A 13128-nucleotide genomic window follows, 5' to 3' on the forward strand; every position below is an offset into this window, starting at 1 on the left:
GCCTTACCATGCCGGGCCTCGCCGCGATCCCCTCACCCTCACGGGATCATCGGGGGAAAGCCGTCATGGAGGTCTGACCCTCCACGGCGGTAAACCCTGCCATACCTTGCCTTGCCTTGCCTGGCCAAGCCAAACCTCACCGTACCTTACCTCAGCCTGCCGTGCCTTGATCCCCTCACCCTCGCGGGATCATCGGGGGAAAGCCGTCATGGAGGTCTGACCCTCCACGGCGGTAAACTCTGCCATACCTCGCCTAGCGCTGCCATGCCCGGCCTCGCCACACCTTGCCATACCTCGGGCGCCCCTTCGGAAATAACTCCTCAGAGGCGTATAATATCTTGTCCTCCTCTGTTATCATCTTAGCCTAAGATGTTTACATAGGGGATGTGAGGGATTTCTCACATCTCAATAGAGCGTTAACTCCAGGCCGCACCGCGAGCAGTAGGCCCGGCGGTCGCCGTCCTCGGACATATATACTCTCAGGAGGTCGCACCCACAGTAGTAGCACGCCACCTTCTCCCGGCCGGTCGTCTCCCGGCCTTCCTGCTTCTCGTAGTGCTCCCCGTAGACCAGATAGTAGAGGGCTCGGTCCTCGCGGTCCTGAGTCGCCTCAGACTCCGGGTACTCCCGCAGCGGTCGGAGGCGCCGTTCTCGCTCCTCCGCAGGCATCTCGGCGACGATCTTCATGATGTCGTCCGGGCTCATATTGCCTCCTACCCCCATCAGAACCGCCTCTCCTTGACGCACTCGTCACACGCGAGGAGGACGCAACCGTCCTCCAGGTGGACGATGCTCAGTTGCGCAAGCCGGTCGCAGACCTGGCAGCGCCCCTCGACGTTCAGGCGCTCGAACCGATCCACCCGCCGGTAGGGGCGGATGAACTTCCGGTTGCACCTCGCGCACCCGATGTACTGGCCGGGTGCGGATTTACCGGAATACTCCCATTCGTGCCCGCAGTGCGAGCATATTACGTGTACACCCATTGCGTCTCCTGTTGCCATTCCTTCTGTGTCTCTGCGACCCGGATCGCCTCGTCGATCTGGCGTACCCTGGCGAGGAGGGCTTCGCGCTCTGCTTTCAGGATCGCAATCTCCTCGTCTAGATCTTCAAAACTCTTTTCGTTCATTGTTTTCCTCCTTCGCCGTCCTCAAGAGACGGATCCGGTAATGCCGGGGGAGAAAATACGCATATGCATTTTCATCCCTCCCTGTGAAGGACAACTGTGTCCTTCAGCCATGATCCCTCTTCGCAGAGGTAGGCAAAGCCTACCACGTCTCCCTGTGGGAGCGGCGCGGTTAGTAGGGCGCACCACCCGCAGATCTTCCCGCAGTTGGGGGAGGATAACTGGTGAACGACGGCGGTCTCCCACCCGTCCGGGGACCACCCCCACGGAGGGCAGGCCTCATATACTGGCGCGAATTCCAATTTTGTCGCGCTCTCCTCCTCCGGGGTGAGGGGGCGGCACTCGTCGTACCCCCCACGGGTCGTCGCGAGGGCGGTGGGGAGGCGGTACGTGTGTACCTTCCCGTAGCAGTCTGTGACGCGTGCAAACGTCACTGTGTCCTTGAACTTCTGTTCGTCGAACGGCGTCATGCCGTCCAACGCCCCCCGGCCTGTGCCGGGGATGGCGATCTGGTATACTTCAGTCATACTTTTTTCACCTCATACTCCTACTTTGGCGGGGAGGTCCACGTCCTCCCCTATGTCCACAAACTCCTCAATCTCATCAATCTCGTCGCGGAACTCGGCGAGTTCCGCATCTATATCCTCCCCCACGTCGGGGAGGACGTACTCGCGATAGGGGATGAACTCAAGGTTCATCTCCGCGGGGTACCGCATCCCTGCGGAGAGATCCCATCCCTCCATCCCCTCAACGAAGTCCGCACATGCGCGGACGGCTTCGTTCAGGAGACCCTTCTCATACAGGGCCTCGATCACCCTCCCCTGGAGGGTTTCGGGGTCGCGATACAGTACCAGAGGGAGCGGGAGATGGCCCGCCCTGAACGTCGCGCAGACGTAGTATGGGTCGTCCCTCGGAAGGGCTCGAACCCATCCCTCCTCGGCCTGTATGGTGATCTCCAGGCCGACAAAGCCGGACTGGATTTTCCTAACCGCATCCTCGGCAAGGGTCGCCTCGCCGAGGATCATCTCTCTCGCAGAGGCCACGGCCCCCTGCTTCCTCGCCACATGCGCAAGGGACGCCGCCCTGCGCTGGGCAATAATTTCCTTCTCCATCTCCATCACCTGTGGGGCCACTCGCCCCACAATACTACAATTGTAGGTATAGTATATATAATCTTCTATTTTGATCTGAAGAATTGAATAACATAATATAAATGGCGCAGACTATGGTCGAACTCACTCGAAATAGATCCCGTCCCCCCCTAGAACGGATAGGTTGTGCAGCATACGATAATGATATATGTTACTAACTACAATGTAACTATGAGGAGCATACAGAGTATGTATGAGATCACGGAAGAAGGGTTCCAGGCTGTGGTCGGGAAAAGATCAATTGTTTTCCAGAGATCCAATTATGAGGACGGCCGGTATTATTACGAGGGGGAAGCACTCGTCTCTGAATCGGGGCGCTTATCGTTTGTCGTTCGGTTCCGTACGCGTGAAGAGAATGTGATTCGGTCGCTTCTGATTGATGGTGAGGGGGAGCACGAGGCCCCCGACCTGGTGCTCCCTATCGACGAGCAGACGCGCGAGAGATATTATGATTCGATATATCAATATCTCCTTGAGATGCTCATCGTCTCAGTATCGCAGCACCCGCTCACTGAATTTAGGGTATTCGGGCACGAATGCATCACAAAAACAGTGAAGCCGGGATCGGGTGCAGGGCATATCTATACCCCCAAGGGTTGGATCGGGTCTACAGTCCAGATCATCAGGTAATTATTTATACTACTAACTACAATGTAGTTATTAACGCACGGAGTGTGAGAAACAATGTCTGAAGGGAATTATTTCATCCGGTTTAGGAATTCGCAGGGCAATGAGTACGAGATCGGTCTCGTCAACGACGAGATCGTGATCGACGTGGGGGAAGGAGGAGTCCTCTCCTTGGAAAGTTACTACAATTACGCGGACGCAGAGAGGGAGCGGATCTATTTCGAATTCATGGGGACCGAAATCCGGGACTCGATCCGCGAGGCGGCGGAGCACCCCGATCTACCCTATCTCGTCGGGATCGAGGAGGAGGATTTGGTCAGCGTCGAGCGGATCACCCCTCGGAAGATAGAGATTGAGGGGTACGAACTCCTCGAAAAGAGGGCGGCGGCGTGCGGCAACTCAGGACGCATCTACGTCCCCGCAGACTGGATCGGTCACCGCGTTGCGGTGATCCGGCTCGACTAATCTCTTTTTTTCTCTGTTTCAGAAACCGCCATGACAGGTACGCCAAGAGCAGGGTAGGTAAGGAGGTAAGCCATGGTAGGTACGCAGGCTGAGGAAGGGCGGCAAGATCAACCAATCATCAACAATTTTCAACAAAAACGTGAGGGAGGAGTTATTTTGCCCGTCTCCTCCCCACCCCAAAATCACATCATGCGCTCAAATGAAGTTGCGGGGATACTCCGCCCAAAGTCGTTACCCCGCAACCTAACCCCCGTTACCAGGAGCGTGAGAAGAGACCCTGAAGATCAGAGCCTCATAATCTCCATTGCTCTGGCCTATGATAACGGTTCCGATTTTTTTCGTATATATTAAATTGAATTTCGTATATATGAAAGTCTGATTGTATCCCAAAATGACCTATACAATCCGCAAAAAATGTATGTACAAGATCTATACGTTTGTCAGAGTTTTGTACGCCGCTTAAAATGCGTCGGGATTGTTCGAATGCGTATGATGGTTCCCGCGCTCGTTTTCGGCCATCACGCCAAGGTCAACAAATGTAAGGAGGACAAGCACCATCCCCAAAACGAAGACCCCGGCCGCGACGATCTTAACCACAACGCCATAATCCGCGAGGACTCCCACGGGACACGTGCGGTGGCCGCAACAGTCCCGACCGGCGCAAGCTCCGGCTCCCGCAAGGGAGGGGATGGAGAATAGCAGGATGCCTATGACGGGGATGCCGAGAAGGGTTATGGGAATCATCCGCCATCTCCTTTTTGCTTGGATATCTCTGCCTTCACCGCATGCCAGAGGGCTCCGGCGGTCTTGTAGATGGGGTCGTCGCTCCCCTCTTCGAGCCCGGAAAGAACCGGGTCGAGGTGCTTGAACCGCTCATACGCGGCATGAAGTTCATCCATCGCCATCGCCCCCAGGAGGAGCCTCCTTGGGGAGAAGGGCGTCCAGCCGGGCGATCTCCCCATACGTGAGATATGTCTGCATCTCGTGGACCGACAATACCAGCCCGGCGAGGCCCAACGCATAGCCCAGGGCATCGCCTGTGTACGCGGCACAGGCTATGAGGGAAAATGATATCACAGCACAGGCTAACCCAGCAATCCGGGCGATTCTCCTTCTGCTCTCAATTTCTTTGGTTTTCCCTTTCATGATCTATACCTCCTAACTGAGCTTGTCCTCTTTTCTTCTCCTGAAATCCGATTCAAACTCGGGTTTCAGTTTTCCCCCGAAGGAAAACGGACACTTCCCCCGGACATAGCCCGGACAGTCCCCGTTGTTGCAGGGGCCGTCGTCGCCCTGCGGCCCCGATCTCCGGTGGGGGCAATGGCTGATGGCGCTCTGTCGGCCAACATACTCCCATCTTCCCCGTCTTTTGTTTTCCTCGGTTTTTCGCTGGAATTTTCTCAACTCGTCATACGTGCAGCGGGGGCAGACCAACGTCGGTGCTATCTTTCGGGGGTCGTCCCAAACCACTTCTCGCCCACACTCCGAGCAATAGCGTAGGGCTTCTGGGATCTCGATGTAAGGGGCCACGTCCTCCTGGTCAACTACAAGGGATCCTTTGCCCTTTGTTTTAACTTCGGCCCACCATTTCGGGTTGTCGGGGGTGCCGTGGTTGCGGATCTCTTCGAACGTGCCGATGAGCGTGACTGCCACCTGATCGCCGGGGTGGAGGTCGGTTCGTTTTTCAGATGCCATCATTTCACCTCTCCAACTCCTCCTGCCACACCTGCTCTACCTCCTCGATGGCGGCTCTCGCCCCATGGGGAGGATGGATGATCGTGCATTTCCCGGAGGGGACGACGATCTCCGGGCCGTCAGGAGTCTCGTGGCGGCAGACCTTGCCGGAGCACACCCGGCATATGAAGAGAGCCATCAGCAAACCCCCTCGCAATAGGGCCGAAGATCCTCCTTGATGTAGTAATCGGCACCAAGGCTCTCTAAGAGGCTCACAACCCCGTTCCCGAAGGCGTGCCAATCGGTCTCCTTCGCTCTCTGGTCGTAGTTCCACTTCCCGACCTTGAACAGGTCGGTATAGGGCGCCGCCTTCCTGATCAGGCTCATCGTCTGGTCGGGGTCGATCACAGGTTCGCACGACACCCACGTCCTGAACCCACACGCCTTCGCCTTCGCCAGGGCGTCAAGCCGCTCCTGCGTCGGAGCGGCGCCGGGCTCGTAGAGTTGCCGCTGCGCCTCGTCCTCGAAGGTGAGGGTCGTGGCGCAGGTGACAAGTTCGGCGTGCCTTTCGAGGATGTCGAAGTCTCGCAGGCTCCTGTTTCCTCCTTTGGTGAGGATCGTGACGGGTTGGTCGAAGGTGAGGAGCATCTTGAGGGCTTCGCGGGTGATCTTGTGCTCCTCGTCGGCCCGGCAGTAGGGGTCGCAGGTGAAGCAGAGGAGGATGGTTTTGTCGTTGTCTGCTTTGTTGAGCGTGTCGCAGTCGAGGAGGAGTTTATCCAGAATGTCTTTGCGGGGCTCTGCCGCCGCGAATGCCGGGCGCTTCATGTGGAGGACGCGAGGGCCGTAGCAGTAGGTGCAGCCGTGGTCGCATCCGCGATACAGGTTCAGGGCGAGGGGGGCGTATTCCCCTGCACGCCCTTTGGGTTCATATATGACTTTCAACTTCATTTTTTCACCTTTCCGTTTTACGCATGTGACGTATAGCCCAATTCGATCATGGCGATTCCTCGCAGGATAGGGTAGACCTGTTGCGGCACGACGGCGTTTCCGAGGGCTCGCAGTCGCTCCACCCGTCCGGAAACCCCATCAACCACTCGACCCACCGAGGGCTCAACTGCCCACTGGCCCCCTCGTGGATCAGAGCACCAGGTATCGAATCCCGATCCTTCTGTGACTGTGGGAGAGTCGAGTTCTTGGCGTCCTGGGCGCACGGCGTCGGGAACATCGCCGCCGCCTGAATCAATTTCATGGCGTGCCGGGTTTTCCCGGTATACTCCTTCCCCTTCAGATCTCCGCAGGTCGCATCGAAACGGGTTGGTGTCGGGAACATCGCCACGGCCGTCTGGAGGCCTGGTCCGCCCTCCCCGTGCACACATTTCCCCGTCGAGGAGTTCGCCCGCGGCGTGGGCCACAACGAACACTCTCTCTCTCTGGTGCGGGGCACCGACGCCCGCAGCCGGAATATGGAACGGCCGGCAGGTGTAGCCGATACGCTCCAGGTCAGCAATGCAATCGTCGAGTGCCAAGCTGATGATTCCAACAACATTCTCTCCAAACACCCAAGCGGGCCGGAGCTCCTGCACAATGCGGAGCATTTCCGGCCAGAGGAAACGGTCATCCTCTGTGCCTCGTCGCTGCCCGGCGAGGGAGAACGGCTGGCACGGGAACCCGCCGGAGAGGAGGGTCGGGCGTTCGATGCCGGCGTCCCGGAGAGCGTCATTTGTAACGGTTCGCACATCGTCGAATCGTGGGACGTCTGGCCAGTGTTTCGCGAGGTCTTGCTGGCAGTACGGGTCTTGCTCGACCTGGGCGACGGTGCGGAATCCGGCCCACTCTGCGGCAAGGTCGATCCCGCCAATGCCAGTGAAGAGGCTGAGGTGTGTGAGGTCATTCATCCTCTCCCCTCATCGAAGGTTGGCGTGCCTTGCGCCACTTCCATGCTCCAGGAGTACCCACAAAAATCCCGTCGATGGAGGGGATGAAGGGGAGCACGTCCTGCGGGGTGATGCCCTCTTGAACGGCGAGATACCGGGGCATCTCCTCTGGGATCAGGGGGAGATGTTCTTCAGACCGCTTCAGGGAGGCGAGGCCGCCCTTCACGATGTCAGGGATCACGACCCCATAGGGATGTAGCCCCGCGGCGTGGAATCTGGTCAGCATCCGGTAGAACGCCTTCTCGTCCCACTCTTCGCCATGTTTCCACGCGGTGAAGGCGCCGTTGTCCAGCATGAACGTGGCGCCGGGCGGAGGGATAGTCGCGTACTCGGCGAGGATGTTGCGCTCGATGCCGTGGAGGTTGTCGGGCGAGGAGAATGGGCCGGAGATGTAGAGGAGGCGCATCATATCCCTACCCCCCTGGTCGCACTGTAGAGTCCGATCACGGCGGTCAGCAGATAGAACGAGAACAGCCGGGCGATGTGCCGGTTGCCGGCCCGCCGACCGTATGCGACCCATGCGGTGTTGCCGACGAGCCAGACGGTGAACCCCGCCGCTCGCGCGAGGGAGGAGGGGAGGGCGACGAGGACCGCCCCGGTGACGCCCAGGGCCTCGCCGATGTACTGAAGGCGGTCAGAGGTCTGGTCGTCCATCACGCCGCCTCCAGCAAGCCCAGGCGGGCGGCGAGGTCGGCGGAGATCCGAACCTGCTTCGGGGGCGCCCTGCCGCGCCGGGGGTCGATGTCCTGGTTCAGACCTGCCTGCTGCATGGCGGCACGCACGGTGGCGCGAGCACATCCTATCTCTGCCGCGATGGTAGTGGCGGTCCCGCCAGCGGCGATCTTCGCGGCGAGCCAGTCGGGATCGTGTAGTTGTGGGTATTTCTGGGCGGCGCCCTCTTTTCTGAGGGCGAGACCGCGGGCGGCGAGGTGGCATTCGCGAGAGCAGTACTTCTTTTGGTGGCGACCGAGAGGGCGGCCGCAGAAGAGGCAGGTGCGGGACATCACGGCACCCCCATTAGGGCGCACGCCCCCATCAGACCGATGAGGGAGAACGAGACGATGGCGATGATGGCGCGGTCTGCGGCGGCAGTCATGGTAGCGCCCTCGCGGGGTCGTCGTCGTTCTGGACCGTCACGGGGTCGAGTTGGCCCTGTTTCCAGTAGCGGAGCACCGCGATGCGGTCTGTCGTTTTGTTCCGGCGCCGGGCGTCGGAGACGACCGAGACGCAGCCGCCACATTCGGGGCAACGGAGGCCCGCCTGATCGATGCAACGGGTCTCTTCGTGCCCACATCGGCAGCAGCGGATCCATACAACTTCTTCCCGAGGGAGGAAGAGACGGTCGAAGTTCGTGAGGCGAGTCTGCGCGTTCATGACCCTATCGCCTCCAGGAGAGCTTTGCGCTGGCCTTCCTCGGTGGTGGGGGGAATCCATACCAATTTCCCGCCGCCGGTCTTCCATTGAACGGTGCGTCCGCATTCGGGGCAATGCATGGTGTTTTTCCCGACGCGCTCCATCGCGGCGCCGCAGGTATGGCACTCCATCACGCGTCACCCCCGATCATGTGCGGGCAATCCCTCTCCGTAGAGTTGTCGTAGGGGAAGTGCCGGCACAGGAGCGGCCGGTCGGGGCTGTCGTAGATGGCGCAGGAGTAGAGCCCCGTGTCGCTGTTCTGGCGGAGGTGCTTGCACGGGAAGTTGAACCGCAGCCAATAGCCGCCCTCTTCTTCGTGGATAGTGATCTTGTCGCCGATGCCGTCCAACATCTGGAACCGCTGGATCTCGGAGAGGACGAGGGGGTCGTTGTCTTTCGAGTACCAGACCTCGAAATATTTGCAGCACTCGCCGCAGGTGCGGCAGTGTGCCGGGTCGATGTAGGGAGAGGAGTTCATGGTGTCTCCTCCTTGCCTTCCAGGGCGGCGCATGTCGCTTGAATCGCATCAAAACACGCGTCGGTGAATCCCATGTCCTGCCAGCCAAGTGGTGCCGTGCGAATCGGACGATGGCGGCGTTTGTCGATGGAAAGAATATACTCGTATGTGGTGGAGCATGTGGAAAGCTCTTGTAGTGAGGTGGTGTATGCGGACAGTAGGGCGTCGCGGCTAGCGGGATCGCTAATCTTTTTGGCCCGCTCGATCCTCCTGAGTAGATCTTTTCTGATTCTAGACCGAACCCGAGCATCCGAGAGAGACATCAGGCCACCCCCTCGCCGATCACCATCTCCAACGCGGTGAGGCTCGCCTTCAGCCCCGACGCCCCGCCGCCGCCGGGTCCGGCGTAGAACAGGAACAGGCGTTCGACCAGACCCGGGATGGGGCGGCCTTCGGAGTCGAGAACGTCTTCCAGGAAGGAGGGATCGATCTCGATTTCCAGGCTCGCCTTCAGCACCACCTTCGGAGGGGTGGCGGTGAGGTGATCCACCGCGGCACAGAAGTTTTGAGATGCGACTTGCACCTCGGCTTCGGTGGTCATGTGGTGGCCTCCTGGACGACCTGCTCCAGATCCACGGTGCCGGCCCGCACTGCGTTCACCGCCGCCCAGATTGCTTCGACGGTTTCGGGGACGCGGGGCTCGGGGACTCTCGCACTGATGAGGATGGTCTGCCGGAGTCTCCCGTGGGCGACGACGGCGTGCAGCCGGACAAGGTTTGATGTGCCAAACTGCGGGCGCACGATCTTGATGAGGGCGAGGTCGTCGGCGAGGAAGGTTTGATCCCGGATCCTGCAGATGGCAGGGGGTTGGAGGGCGACTTGGGTGGTCGCGGTTGTGGTGGCTGGCATTCAGGCCACCTCGATGATGGGGGTGCGGTGCGATACCGGGACGCCGCTGCCAGCACCACGGATTCGCACCTCTGTGGGTGGCCGGTTCAAGATCTCGCGCTCTTTTATAGTACTGCAGCCAACGGTTACAATGGCAGTTCCCGCCCGGGCCGACCAAAGCAGGGGTTGAGGGCTGCCAATACTTTTTTTCATACGTTCTTTCATTTTACTTCCTCCTTTTCTATACTACCGGGAGTATATCGCTCCCTTGTATAGGGCTATACCCATAACTACATAAATCTTTCTAATCGCACCGCCGCACACAAAACTACACAAAAAAATACATAAGTATATAATGTAATGGTGGATATGATATTCCATGCCCATTGTAACTCCCGAACTGTACAACCCCGAAGAAGTAGCCGAGATATTGGGTGTCAGCCCACATACTGTCCGGCAATGGTGCCGCGATGGAAGAATAAAGGCCATGAAAATTGGGAGATTGTGGAAGGTTCACAGAAGTGAGATTGATAAAATAATGGAGAATGGGCTACCTCTTGATGAGGAGGGGGAGACACAAGAGTATAAATAGTATCGTTGATTATGTTGATCGTGTTGATCGTATGGGTATGAAATGGGTGACACCTAATGTCGTGGGTGCCGAACTTGGGGTTCATCCTCAAACGGTGCGCCGCTGGATAAAGCAAGGAAAAATACGAGGGATCAAATACGGCCGCCAATGGCGTGTGCCGTTTGAAGAATTTGAACGAATCGTAAGAGAGGGTGTTGATGTGGATAATCCAGATGAGGAAGGAGGTGTGGTGGTTGCAGCACCACGCCTCTAATAGTAGTGCCGTTCCGTTCGCTGTCCCCAAGCTACACGCCTGGAGGGATAGCTGATGATATGTTGCCCCCCCCTGGTTGATATTGTTTTGGGTCATTGCGCTCTATGCGGGGTGAGTTTATGACCGAGGTTGGGGATCACGGCCACGGCGCAAAGATCACGGCATCTCGGGAGAAATACCTATACAGAATTGCCAGAGATCTGCATTCGCAGAACCCTGTCGAGAACTTTCTAGAGGATCTTCAAGACACAAATCGGAAAGTAATTTCGCCGCCCCTCCCTGAAGAGACGGTATCTCAAATCTATAAAGATGTGGCCGGGTGGAATCTCCAATTCACGCCGCAGATATACCAGATGCACGTGCCGCCAGGTTCAATATCTGCAATCGTAGAGGGCATGCGCCGGGTAGTGTCTGAAAATGATGGAGATCAGACTAAAAAGGAAAATACCCGGGCTATAGAAATTAGAATGTGCCACCGCCTCGACGATAAAGAGAATGGGGCCGTTGTGCCCATCGAGATCCCCCTCAGAATGGATCTCAGTACTCTCCAATATATCGAGGGGGCGGGGGCTCGGATTGTAGGCAATCCCTACCATGAAGTTGAACCCTACGAGGCAGTCCGATTTACCAACGCGATGGATCTAGATCGGATATTTTACCATGCCCAATCTGTATACCAGGAGCGAAACGCCACAAATGCGCCGAAGATCATCACAGATGAAAATCTGATGAAGATGAGAGAGGCGTTCATCGAACGCGCACGCGGGTACCTAGAGCGCGGGGATGATGAGTGCTCGGTCCTGAACGACCTCATCAACGAAGACCGTGGGCACTATTTCTGGGAAATTCGGATCTCAGATATTGTTGGGGCTGCGAAGGATGCCGTCCAACGCGCCAATAGTAATGCTCGCCTTCAGAACAATCCTCTTCTGAAACTAACTCCTGCAAGTGTTGCGGAGAGGTTTGTAGACCTAAAAGGGAAAGAGATCAGATTTGTCTACGATCTGAAGATCTGGAGAGTCTGGAACGGCATTCGGTGGGAAGATGACCCCGCCGAGGTGAAAATTCAGAAGAAAATTAAGGAAGTTGTCTCGAACTTGGCAAAAGAGGCCACGCTTACCGTGGAGGATGAAAAAATCTTGGGGGCGGTTACCAAATTCTTCAAGGGACTGCTCTCCAATGGAGGAATCAAGGGACTAATTGAGATTATATCACGAGATGAAAAAATTGCCACGAGTTATGGGCACTTCGACGCAGACCCGTACCTCCTGAACTTTGAAAACTGCACATATGACTTGCGAACGTTTACAGGCCGTCCACATTCCCCCGATGATCTGATCACCAATGTCGCGGGCCAGGGGACGGATCCCGACACTGGAGAAACCATGACAGTCAGGTACGACCCCTCGGCCAAGTGCCCCCTCTGGAAGAAGAGCCTCGAAGAATGGTTCCCGTTGGATCATGATCATAACCCACATGGGAAAAACGTAGACCGCGATACAATCGAATCCCTCCAGGTTCGATTGGGATACAGTATTTCAGGAAATGCCATTGAAGACGACTTCCTGGTGTGGTATGGATTGAAGGGGCGAAATGGAAAGGGGGTATGCAAGGATATTACTATGGCAGTTCTTGGAACCTATGCCACGGTATCTGACCGAACCTTAGTCATTGAAACGTATGAAACGGGGAAAGGAGGATCCAGAGGAGACCTCAAAAATCTCATTGGGAAACGCCTCGTTTTCGTAGATGAACTTAAAAGGAAAGATAGGTTGGACTGCGCGTTTGTGAAGGACTGGTGCGGGCACGGCATCATATCTTTCCGGCCGCCATACGGATCCAACGAAATCCATATGCGCCCCGCAGGATCCATCATACTCCTCACAAACAATCTGGGATCTATTGAAAGTGCCGACAGTATATGGGACAGGTTGAGGATTGTCCCGTGGACCAAGTACTTTGGTGAGAACGAAAGGAAAAAGAATCTCAGATCCGAGTTGTTCAAAGAATTGCCGGGCATTATAAACTGGTACCTTGAAGGCTACAAAAAATATACTCAACTAAAAAAATTGCCAGAATCCAACGCAATGCATGCATCACGGGTGAAATACATGGAGGACAACAACCCTCTGGCAGACTGGATCGCCGATGAGATGATATTGGCGAATGAGGCCCCAAAATCTCAAAGGCACAAAATAAAAACTCTAAAATCGGAAGTTTACACGTATTATAAAAACTGGGCGCTAAATGAAGGATATGATAAAAAAGAGTACCTTGGAAGAACCACATTCTACAAGGAACTTGAGGATAAATACAGAGGAGTGATCACCCTTAAAACCATACAAGGCAGTAGATTTTATCAAGGAATATGTCTTAGATATCGGTTTGAAAATGATAAACATACGCTCTAAACCTTTTTTCAACTATTTTAGCCATATTTTGAAGAGATAATCAAACTATATAGATGATAATCGAACTATATAGATCGAAATGTTCACAGCGCTAACTTTTTGGGACTCTGCACCCTGACCCTACAACTCTGCACCCTGAC

The 13128-nt window shown here is 56.4% G+C and carries 25 protein-coding genes; 5 read left to right on the top strand and 20 right to left on the bottom strand.

Features of this window, described 5'->3' with window-relative positions:
- Positions 1–405: 405 nt before the first annotated feature.
- The 5 genes from J2129_RS12635 to J2129_RS12655 all read right to left on the bottom strand — a co-directional run bounded on the left by J2129_RS12635 (position 406) and on the right by J2129_RS12655 (position 2235).
- Positions 406–723, bottom strand: a complete 318-nt coding sequence (locus tag J2129_RS12635) for a hypothetical protein (RefSeq protein ID WP_209631375.1) — start codon at positions 721–723, stop codon at positions 406–408.
- On the bottom strand, positions 723–983 hold the full coding sequence (locus J2129_RS12640; protein WP_209631377.1) for a hypothetical protein: 261 nt from the start codon (positions 981–983) through the stop codon (positions 723–725). The genes J2129_RS12635 and J2129_RS12640 overlap by 1 nt, the downstream gene beginning before the upstream one ends.
- Entirely contained in the window at positions 968–1126 is a 159-nt protein-coding gene (locus J2129_RS12645) for a hypothetical protein (protein ID WP_209631378.1), read from the bottom strand. Before J2129_RS12645 ends, J2129_RS12640 begins: the two co-directional genes overlap by 16 nt.
- A 71-nt stretch (positions 1127–1197) precedes the next feature.
- Complete coding sequence (locus J2129_RS12650) at positions 1198–1650, bottom strand: hypothetical protein (RefSeq protein WP_209631380.1); 453 nt, start codon at positions 1648–1650, stop codon at positions 1198–1200.
- A gap of 12 nt (positions 1651–1662) precedes the next feature.
- The gene (locus J2129_RS12655) at positions 1663–2235 is read right to left on the bottom strand and encodes a hypothetical protein (protein ID WP_209631382.1); all 573 of its coding nucleotides are present in this window, start codon (positions 2233–2235) and stop codon (positions 1663–1665) included.
- A 228-nt stretch (positions 2236–2463) separates the two neighbouring features.
- Here J2129_RS12655 and J2129_RS12660 point away from each other — a divergent pair, with 228 nt between their 5' ends.
- Both J2129_RS12660 and J2129_RS13080 read left to right on the top strand, forming a co-directional pair.
- Positions 2464–2904 (top strand): DUF2080 family transposase-associated protein, encoded by a 441-nt coding sequence (locus tag J2129_RS12660; RefSeq protein ID WP_209631383.1) that lies wholly within the window; start codon positions 2464–2466, stop codon positions 2902–2904.
- A 54-nt stretch (positions 2905–2958) separates the two neighbouring features.
- Positions 2959–3366: a DUF2080 family transposase-associated protein gene (locus J2129_RS13080; protein WP_245320976.1), complete on the top strand. Its 408-nt coding sequence runs from the start codon at positions 2959–2961 to the stop codon at positions 3364–3366.
- 459 nt (positions 3367–3825) lie between these two features.
- On the opposite strand, the gene J2129_RS12670 is transcribed toward J2129_RS13080, so the two are convergent.
- From J2129_RS12670 to J2129_RS12740, 15 genes are all read right to left on the bottom strand, one after another.
- Positions 3826–4110, bottom strand: a complete 285-nt coding sequence (locus tag J2129_RS12670; protein ID WP_209631385.1) for a hypothetical protein — start codon at positions 4108–4110, stop codon at positions 3826–3828.
- Positions 4107–4265, bottom strand: coding sequence for a hypothetical protein (locus J2129_RS12675; protein WP_209631387.1), 159 nt, complete (start codon positions 4263–4265; stop codon positions 4107–4109). Before J2129_RS12675 ends, J2129_RS12670 begins: the two co-directional genes overlap by 4 nt.
- Complete coding sequence (locus J2129_RS12680) at positions 4258–4512, bottom strand: hypothetical protein (protein ID WP_209631389.1); 255 nt, start codon at positions 4510–4512, stop codon at positions 4258–4260. Before J2129_RS12680 ends, J2129_RS12675 begins: the two co-directional genes overlap by 8 nt.
- 12 nt (positions 4513–4524) lie before the next feature.
- Positions 4525–5061, bottom strand: coding sequence for a hypothetical protein (locus J2129_RS12685; protein WP_209631391.1), 537 nt, complete (start codon positions 5059–5061; stop codon positions 4525–4527).
- Positions 5062–5065: 4 nt separating this feature from the next.
- Positions 5066–5239: a hypothetical protein gene (locus J2129_RS12690; RefSeq protein WP_209631393.1), complete on the bottom strand. Its 174-nt coding sequence runs from the start codon at positions 5237–5239 to the stop codon at positions 5066–5068.
- A complete protein-coding gene (locus tag J2129_RS12695; RefSeq protein WP_209631395.1) occupies positions 5239–5988 on the bottom strand; it encodes a radical SAM protein in 750 nt (249 codons plus the stop codon). Before J2129_RS12695 ends, J2129_RS12690 begins: the two co-directional genes overlap by 1 nt.
- A 17-nt stretch (positions 5989–6005) precedes the next feature.
- Entirely contained in the window at positions 6006–6935 is a 930-nt protein-coding gene (locus J2129_RS12700; RefSeq protein WP_209631397.1) for a DNA cytosine methyltransferase, read from the bottom strand.
- Positions 6928–7383 carry a hypothetical protein gene (locus tag J2129_RS12705; RefSeq protein ID WP_209631398.1) on the bottom strand — a complete coding sequence of 152 codons (456 nt, stop codon included), beginning with the start codon at positions 7381–7383 and terminating at the stop codon, positions 6928–6930. Before J2129_RS12705 ends, J2129_RS12700 begins: the two co-directional genes overlap by 8 nt.
- The gene (locus J2129_RS12710; protein ID WP_209631400.1) at positions 7380–7628 is read right to left on the bottom strand and encodes a hypothetical protein; all 249 of its coding nucleotides are present in this window, start codon (positions 7626–7628) and stop codon (positions 7380–7382) included. Before J2129_RS12710 ends, J2129_RS12705 begins: the two co-directional genes overlap by 4 nt.
- On the bottom strand, positions 7628–7978 hold the full coding sequence (locus J2129_RS12715; protein WP_209631402.1) for a hypothetical protein: 351 nt from the start codon (positions 7976–7978) through the stop codon (positions 7628–7630). The genes J2129_RS12710 and J2129_RS12715 overlap by 1 nt, the downstream gene beginning before the upstream one ends.
- An 88-nt stretch (positions 7979–8066) precedes the next feature.
- On the bottom strand, positions 8067–8348 hold the full coding sequence (locus J2129_RS12720; protein ID WP_209631404.1) for a hypothetical protein: 282 nt from the start codon (positions 8346–8348) through the stop codon (positions 8067–8069).
- Positions 8345–8518: a hypothetical protein gene (locus J2129_RS12725; RefSeq protein WP_209631405.1), complete on the bottom strand. Its 174-nt coding sequence runs from the start codon at positions 8516–8518 to the stop codon at positions 8345–8347. The genes J2129_RS12720 and J2129_RS12725 overlap by 4 nt, the downstream gene beginning before the upstream one ends.
- Positions 8518–8865: a YkgJ family cysteine cluster protein gene (locus J2129_RS12730; protein WP_209631407.1), complete on the bottom strand. Its 348-nt coding sequence runs from the start codon at positions 8863–8865 to the stop codon at positions 8518–8520. The genes J2129_RS12725 and J2129_RS12730 overlap by 1 nt, the downstream gene beginning before the upstream one ends.
- Before the next feature lie 301 nt (positions 8866–9166).
- Complete coding sequence (locus J2129_RS12735; protein ID WP_209631409.1) at positions 9167–9445, bottom strand: hypothetical protein; 279 nt, start codon at positions 9443–9445, stop codon at positions 9167–9169.
- Positions 9442–9753 carry a hypothetical protein gene (locus tag J2129_RS12740; protein ID WP_209631411.1) on the bottom strand — a complete coding sequence of 104 codons (312 nt, stop codon included), beginning with the start codon at positions 9751–9753 and terminating at the stop codon, positions 9442–9444. Before J2129_RS12740 ends, J2129_RS12735 begins: the two co-directional genes overlap by 4 nt.
- A 358-nt stretch (positions 9754–10111) precedes the next feature.
- Between J2129_RS12740 and J2129_RS12745 the strand changes: the two genes are divergently transcribed.
- The 3 genes from J2129_RS12745 to J2129_RS12755 all read left to right on the top strand — a co-directional run bounded on the left by J2129_RS12745 (position 10112) and on the right by J2129_RS12755 (position 12988).
- Positions 10112–10324 carry a helix-turn-helix domain-containing protein gene (locus J2129_RS12745; protein WP_209631413.1) on the top strand — a complete coding sequence of 71 codons (213 nt, stop codon included), beginning with the start codon at positions 10112–10114 and terminating at the stop codon, positions 10322–10324.
- A 37-nt stretch (positions 10325–10361) separates the two neighbouring features.
- A complete protein-coding gene (locus tag J2129_RS12750; protein ID WP_209631415.1) occupies positions 10362–10577 on the top strand; it encodes a helix-turn-helix domain-containing protein in 216 nt (71 codons plus the stop codon).
- Between the two features lie 119 nt (positions 10578–10696).
- A complete protein-coding gene (locus J2129_RS12755; protein ID WP_209631417.1) occupies positions 10697–12988 on the top strand; it encodes a phage/plasmid primase, P4 family in 2292 nt (763 codons plus the stop codon).
- The last annotated feature ends 140 nt before the right edge of the window (positions 12989–13128 follow it).

It is taken from the genome of Methanofollis sp. W23, from assembly GCF_017875325.1.
In the GTDB taxonomy this organism is placed as follows: Archaea; Halobacteriota; Methanomicrobia; order Methanomicrobiales; family Methanofollaceae; genus Methanofollis.

Coding starts and splice junctions, on each gene's coding strand:
- J2129_RS12635 (WP_209631375.1), bottom strand. CDS start 723: ATGGGGGTAGGAGGCAATATGAGCCCGGACGACATCATGAAGATCGTC.
- J2129_RS12640 (WP_209631377.1), bottom strand. CDS start 983: ATGGGTGTACACGTAATATGCTCGCACTGCGGGCACGAATGGGAGTAT.
- J2129_RS12645 (WP_209631378.1), bottom strand. CDS start 1,126: ATGAACGAAAAGAGTTTTGAAGATCTAGACGAGGAGATTGCGATCCTG.
- J2129_RS12650 (WP_209631380.1), bottom strand. CDS start 1,650: ATGACTGAAGTATACCAGATCGCCATCCCCGGCACAGGCCGGGGGGCG.
- J2129_RS12655 (WP_209631382.1), bottom strand. CDS start 2,235: ATGGAGAAGGAAATTATTGCCCAGCGCAGGGCGGCGTCCCTTGCGCAT.
- J2129_RS12660 (WP_209631383.1), top strand. CDS start 2,464: ATGTATGAGATCACGGAAGAAGGGTTCCAGGCTGTGGTCGGGAAAAGA.
- J2129_RS13080 (WP_245320976.1), top strand. CDS start 2,959: ATGTCTGAAGGGAATTATTTCATCCGGTTTAGGAATTCGCAGGGCAAT.
- J2129_RS12670 (WP_209631385.1), bottom strand. CDS start 4,110: ATGATTCCCATAACCCTTCTCGGCATCCCCGTCATAGGCATCCTGCTA.
- J2129_RS12675 (WP_209631387.1), bottom strand. CDS start 4,265: ATGGATGAACTTCATGCCGCGTATGAGCGGTTCAAGCACCTCGACCCG.
- J2129_RS12680 (WP_209631389.1), bottom strand. CDS start 4,512: ATGAAAGGGAAAACCAAAGAAATTGAGAGCAGAAGGAGAATCGCCCGG.
- J2129_RS12685 (WP_209631391.1), bottom strand. CDS start 5,061: ATGGCATCTGAAAAACGAACCGACCTCCACCCCGGCGATCAGGTGGCA.
- J2129_RS12690 (WP_209631393.1), bottom strand. CDS start 5,239: ATGGCTCTCTTCATATGCCGGGTGTGCTCCGGCAAGGTCTGCCGCCAC.
- J2129_RS12695 (WP_209631395.1), bottom strand. CDS start 5,988: ATGAAGTTGAAAGTCATATATGAACCCAAAGGGCGTGCAGGGGAATAC.
- J2129_RS12700 (WP_209631397.1), bottom strand. CDS start 6,935: ATGAATGACCTCACACACCTCAGCCTCTTCACTGGCATTGGCGGGATC.
- J2129_RS12705 (WP_209631398.1), bottom strand. CDS start 7,383: ATGATGCGCCTCCTCTACATCTCCGGCCCATTCTCCTCGCCCGACAAC.
- J2129_RS12710 (WP_209631400.1), bottom strand. CDS start 7,628: ATGGACGACCAGACCTCTGACCGCCTTCAGTACATCGGCGAGGCCCTG.
- J2129_RS12715 (WP_209631402.1), bottom strand. CDS start 7,978: ATGTCCCGCACCTGCCTCTTCTGCGGCCGCCCTCTCGGTCGCCACCAA.
- J2129_RS12720 (WP_209631404.1), bottom strand. CDS start 8,348: ATGAACGCGCAGACTCGCCTCACGAACTTCGACCGTCTCTTCCTCCCT.
- J2129_RS12725 (WP_209631405.1), bottom strand. CDS start 8,518: ATGGAGTGCCATACCTGCGGCGCCGCGATGGAGCGCGTCGGGAAAAAC.
- J2129_RS12730 (WP_209631407.1), bottom strand. CDS start 8,865: ATGAACTCCTCTCCCTACATCGACCCGGCACACTGCCGCACCTGCGGC.
- J2129_RS12735 (WP_209631409.1), bottom strand. CDS start 9,445: ATGACCACCGAAGCCGAGGTGCAAGTCGCATCTCAAAACTTCTGTGCC.
- J2129_RS12740 (WP_209631411.1), bottom strand. CDS start 9,753: ATGCCAGCCACCACAACCGCGACCACCCAAGTCGCCCTCCAACCCCCT.
- J2129_RS12745 (WP_209631413.1), top strand. CDS start 10,112: ATGCCCATTGTAACTCCCGAACTGTACAACCCCGAAGAAGTAGCCGAG.
- J2129_RS12750 (WP_209631415.1), top strand. CDS start 10,362: ATGAAATGGGTGACACCTAATGTCGTGGGTGCCGAACTTGGGGTTCAT.
- J2129_RS12755 (WP_209631417.1), top strand. CDS start 10,697: ATGACCGAGGTTGGGGATCACGGCCACGGCGCAAAGATCACGGCATCT.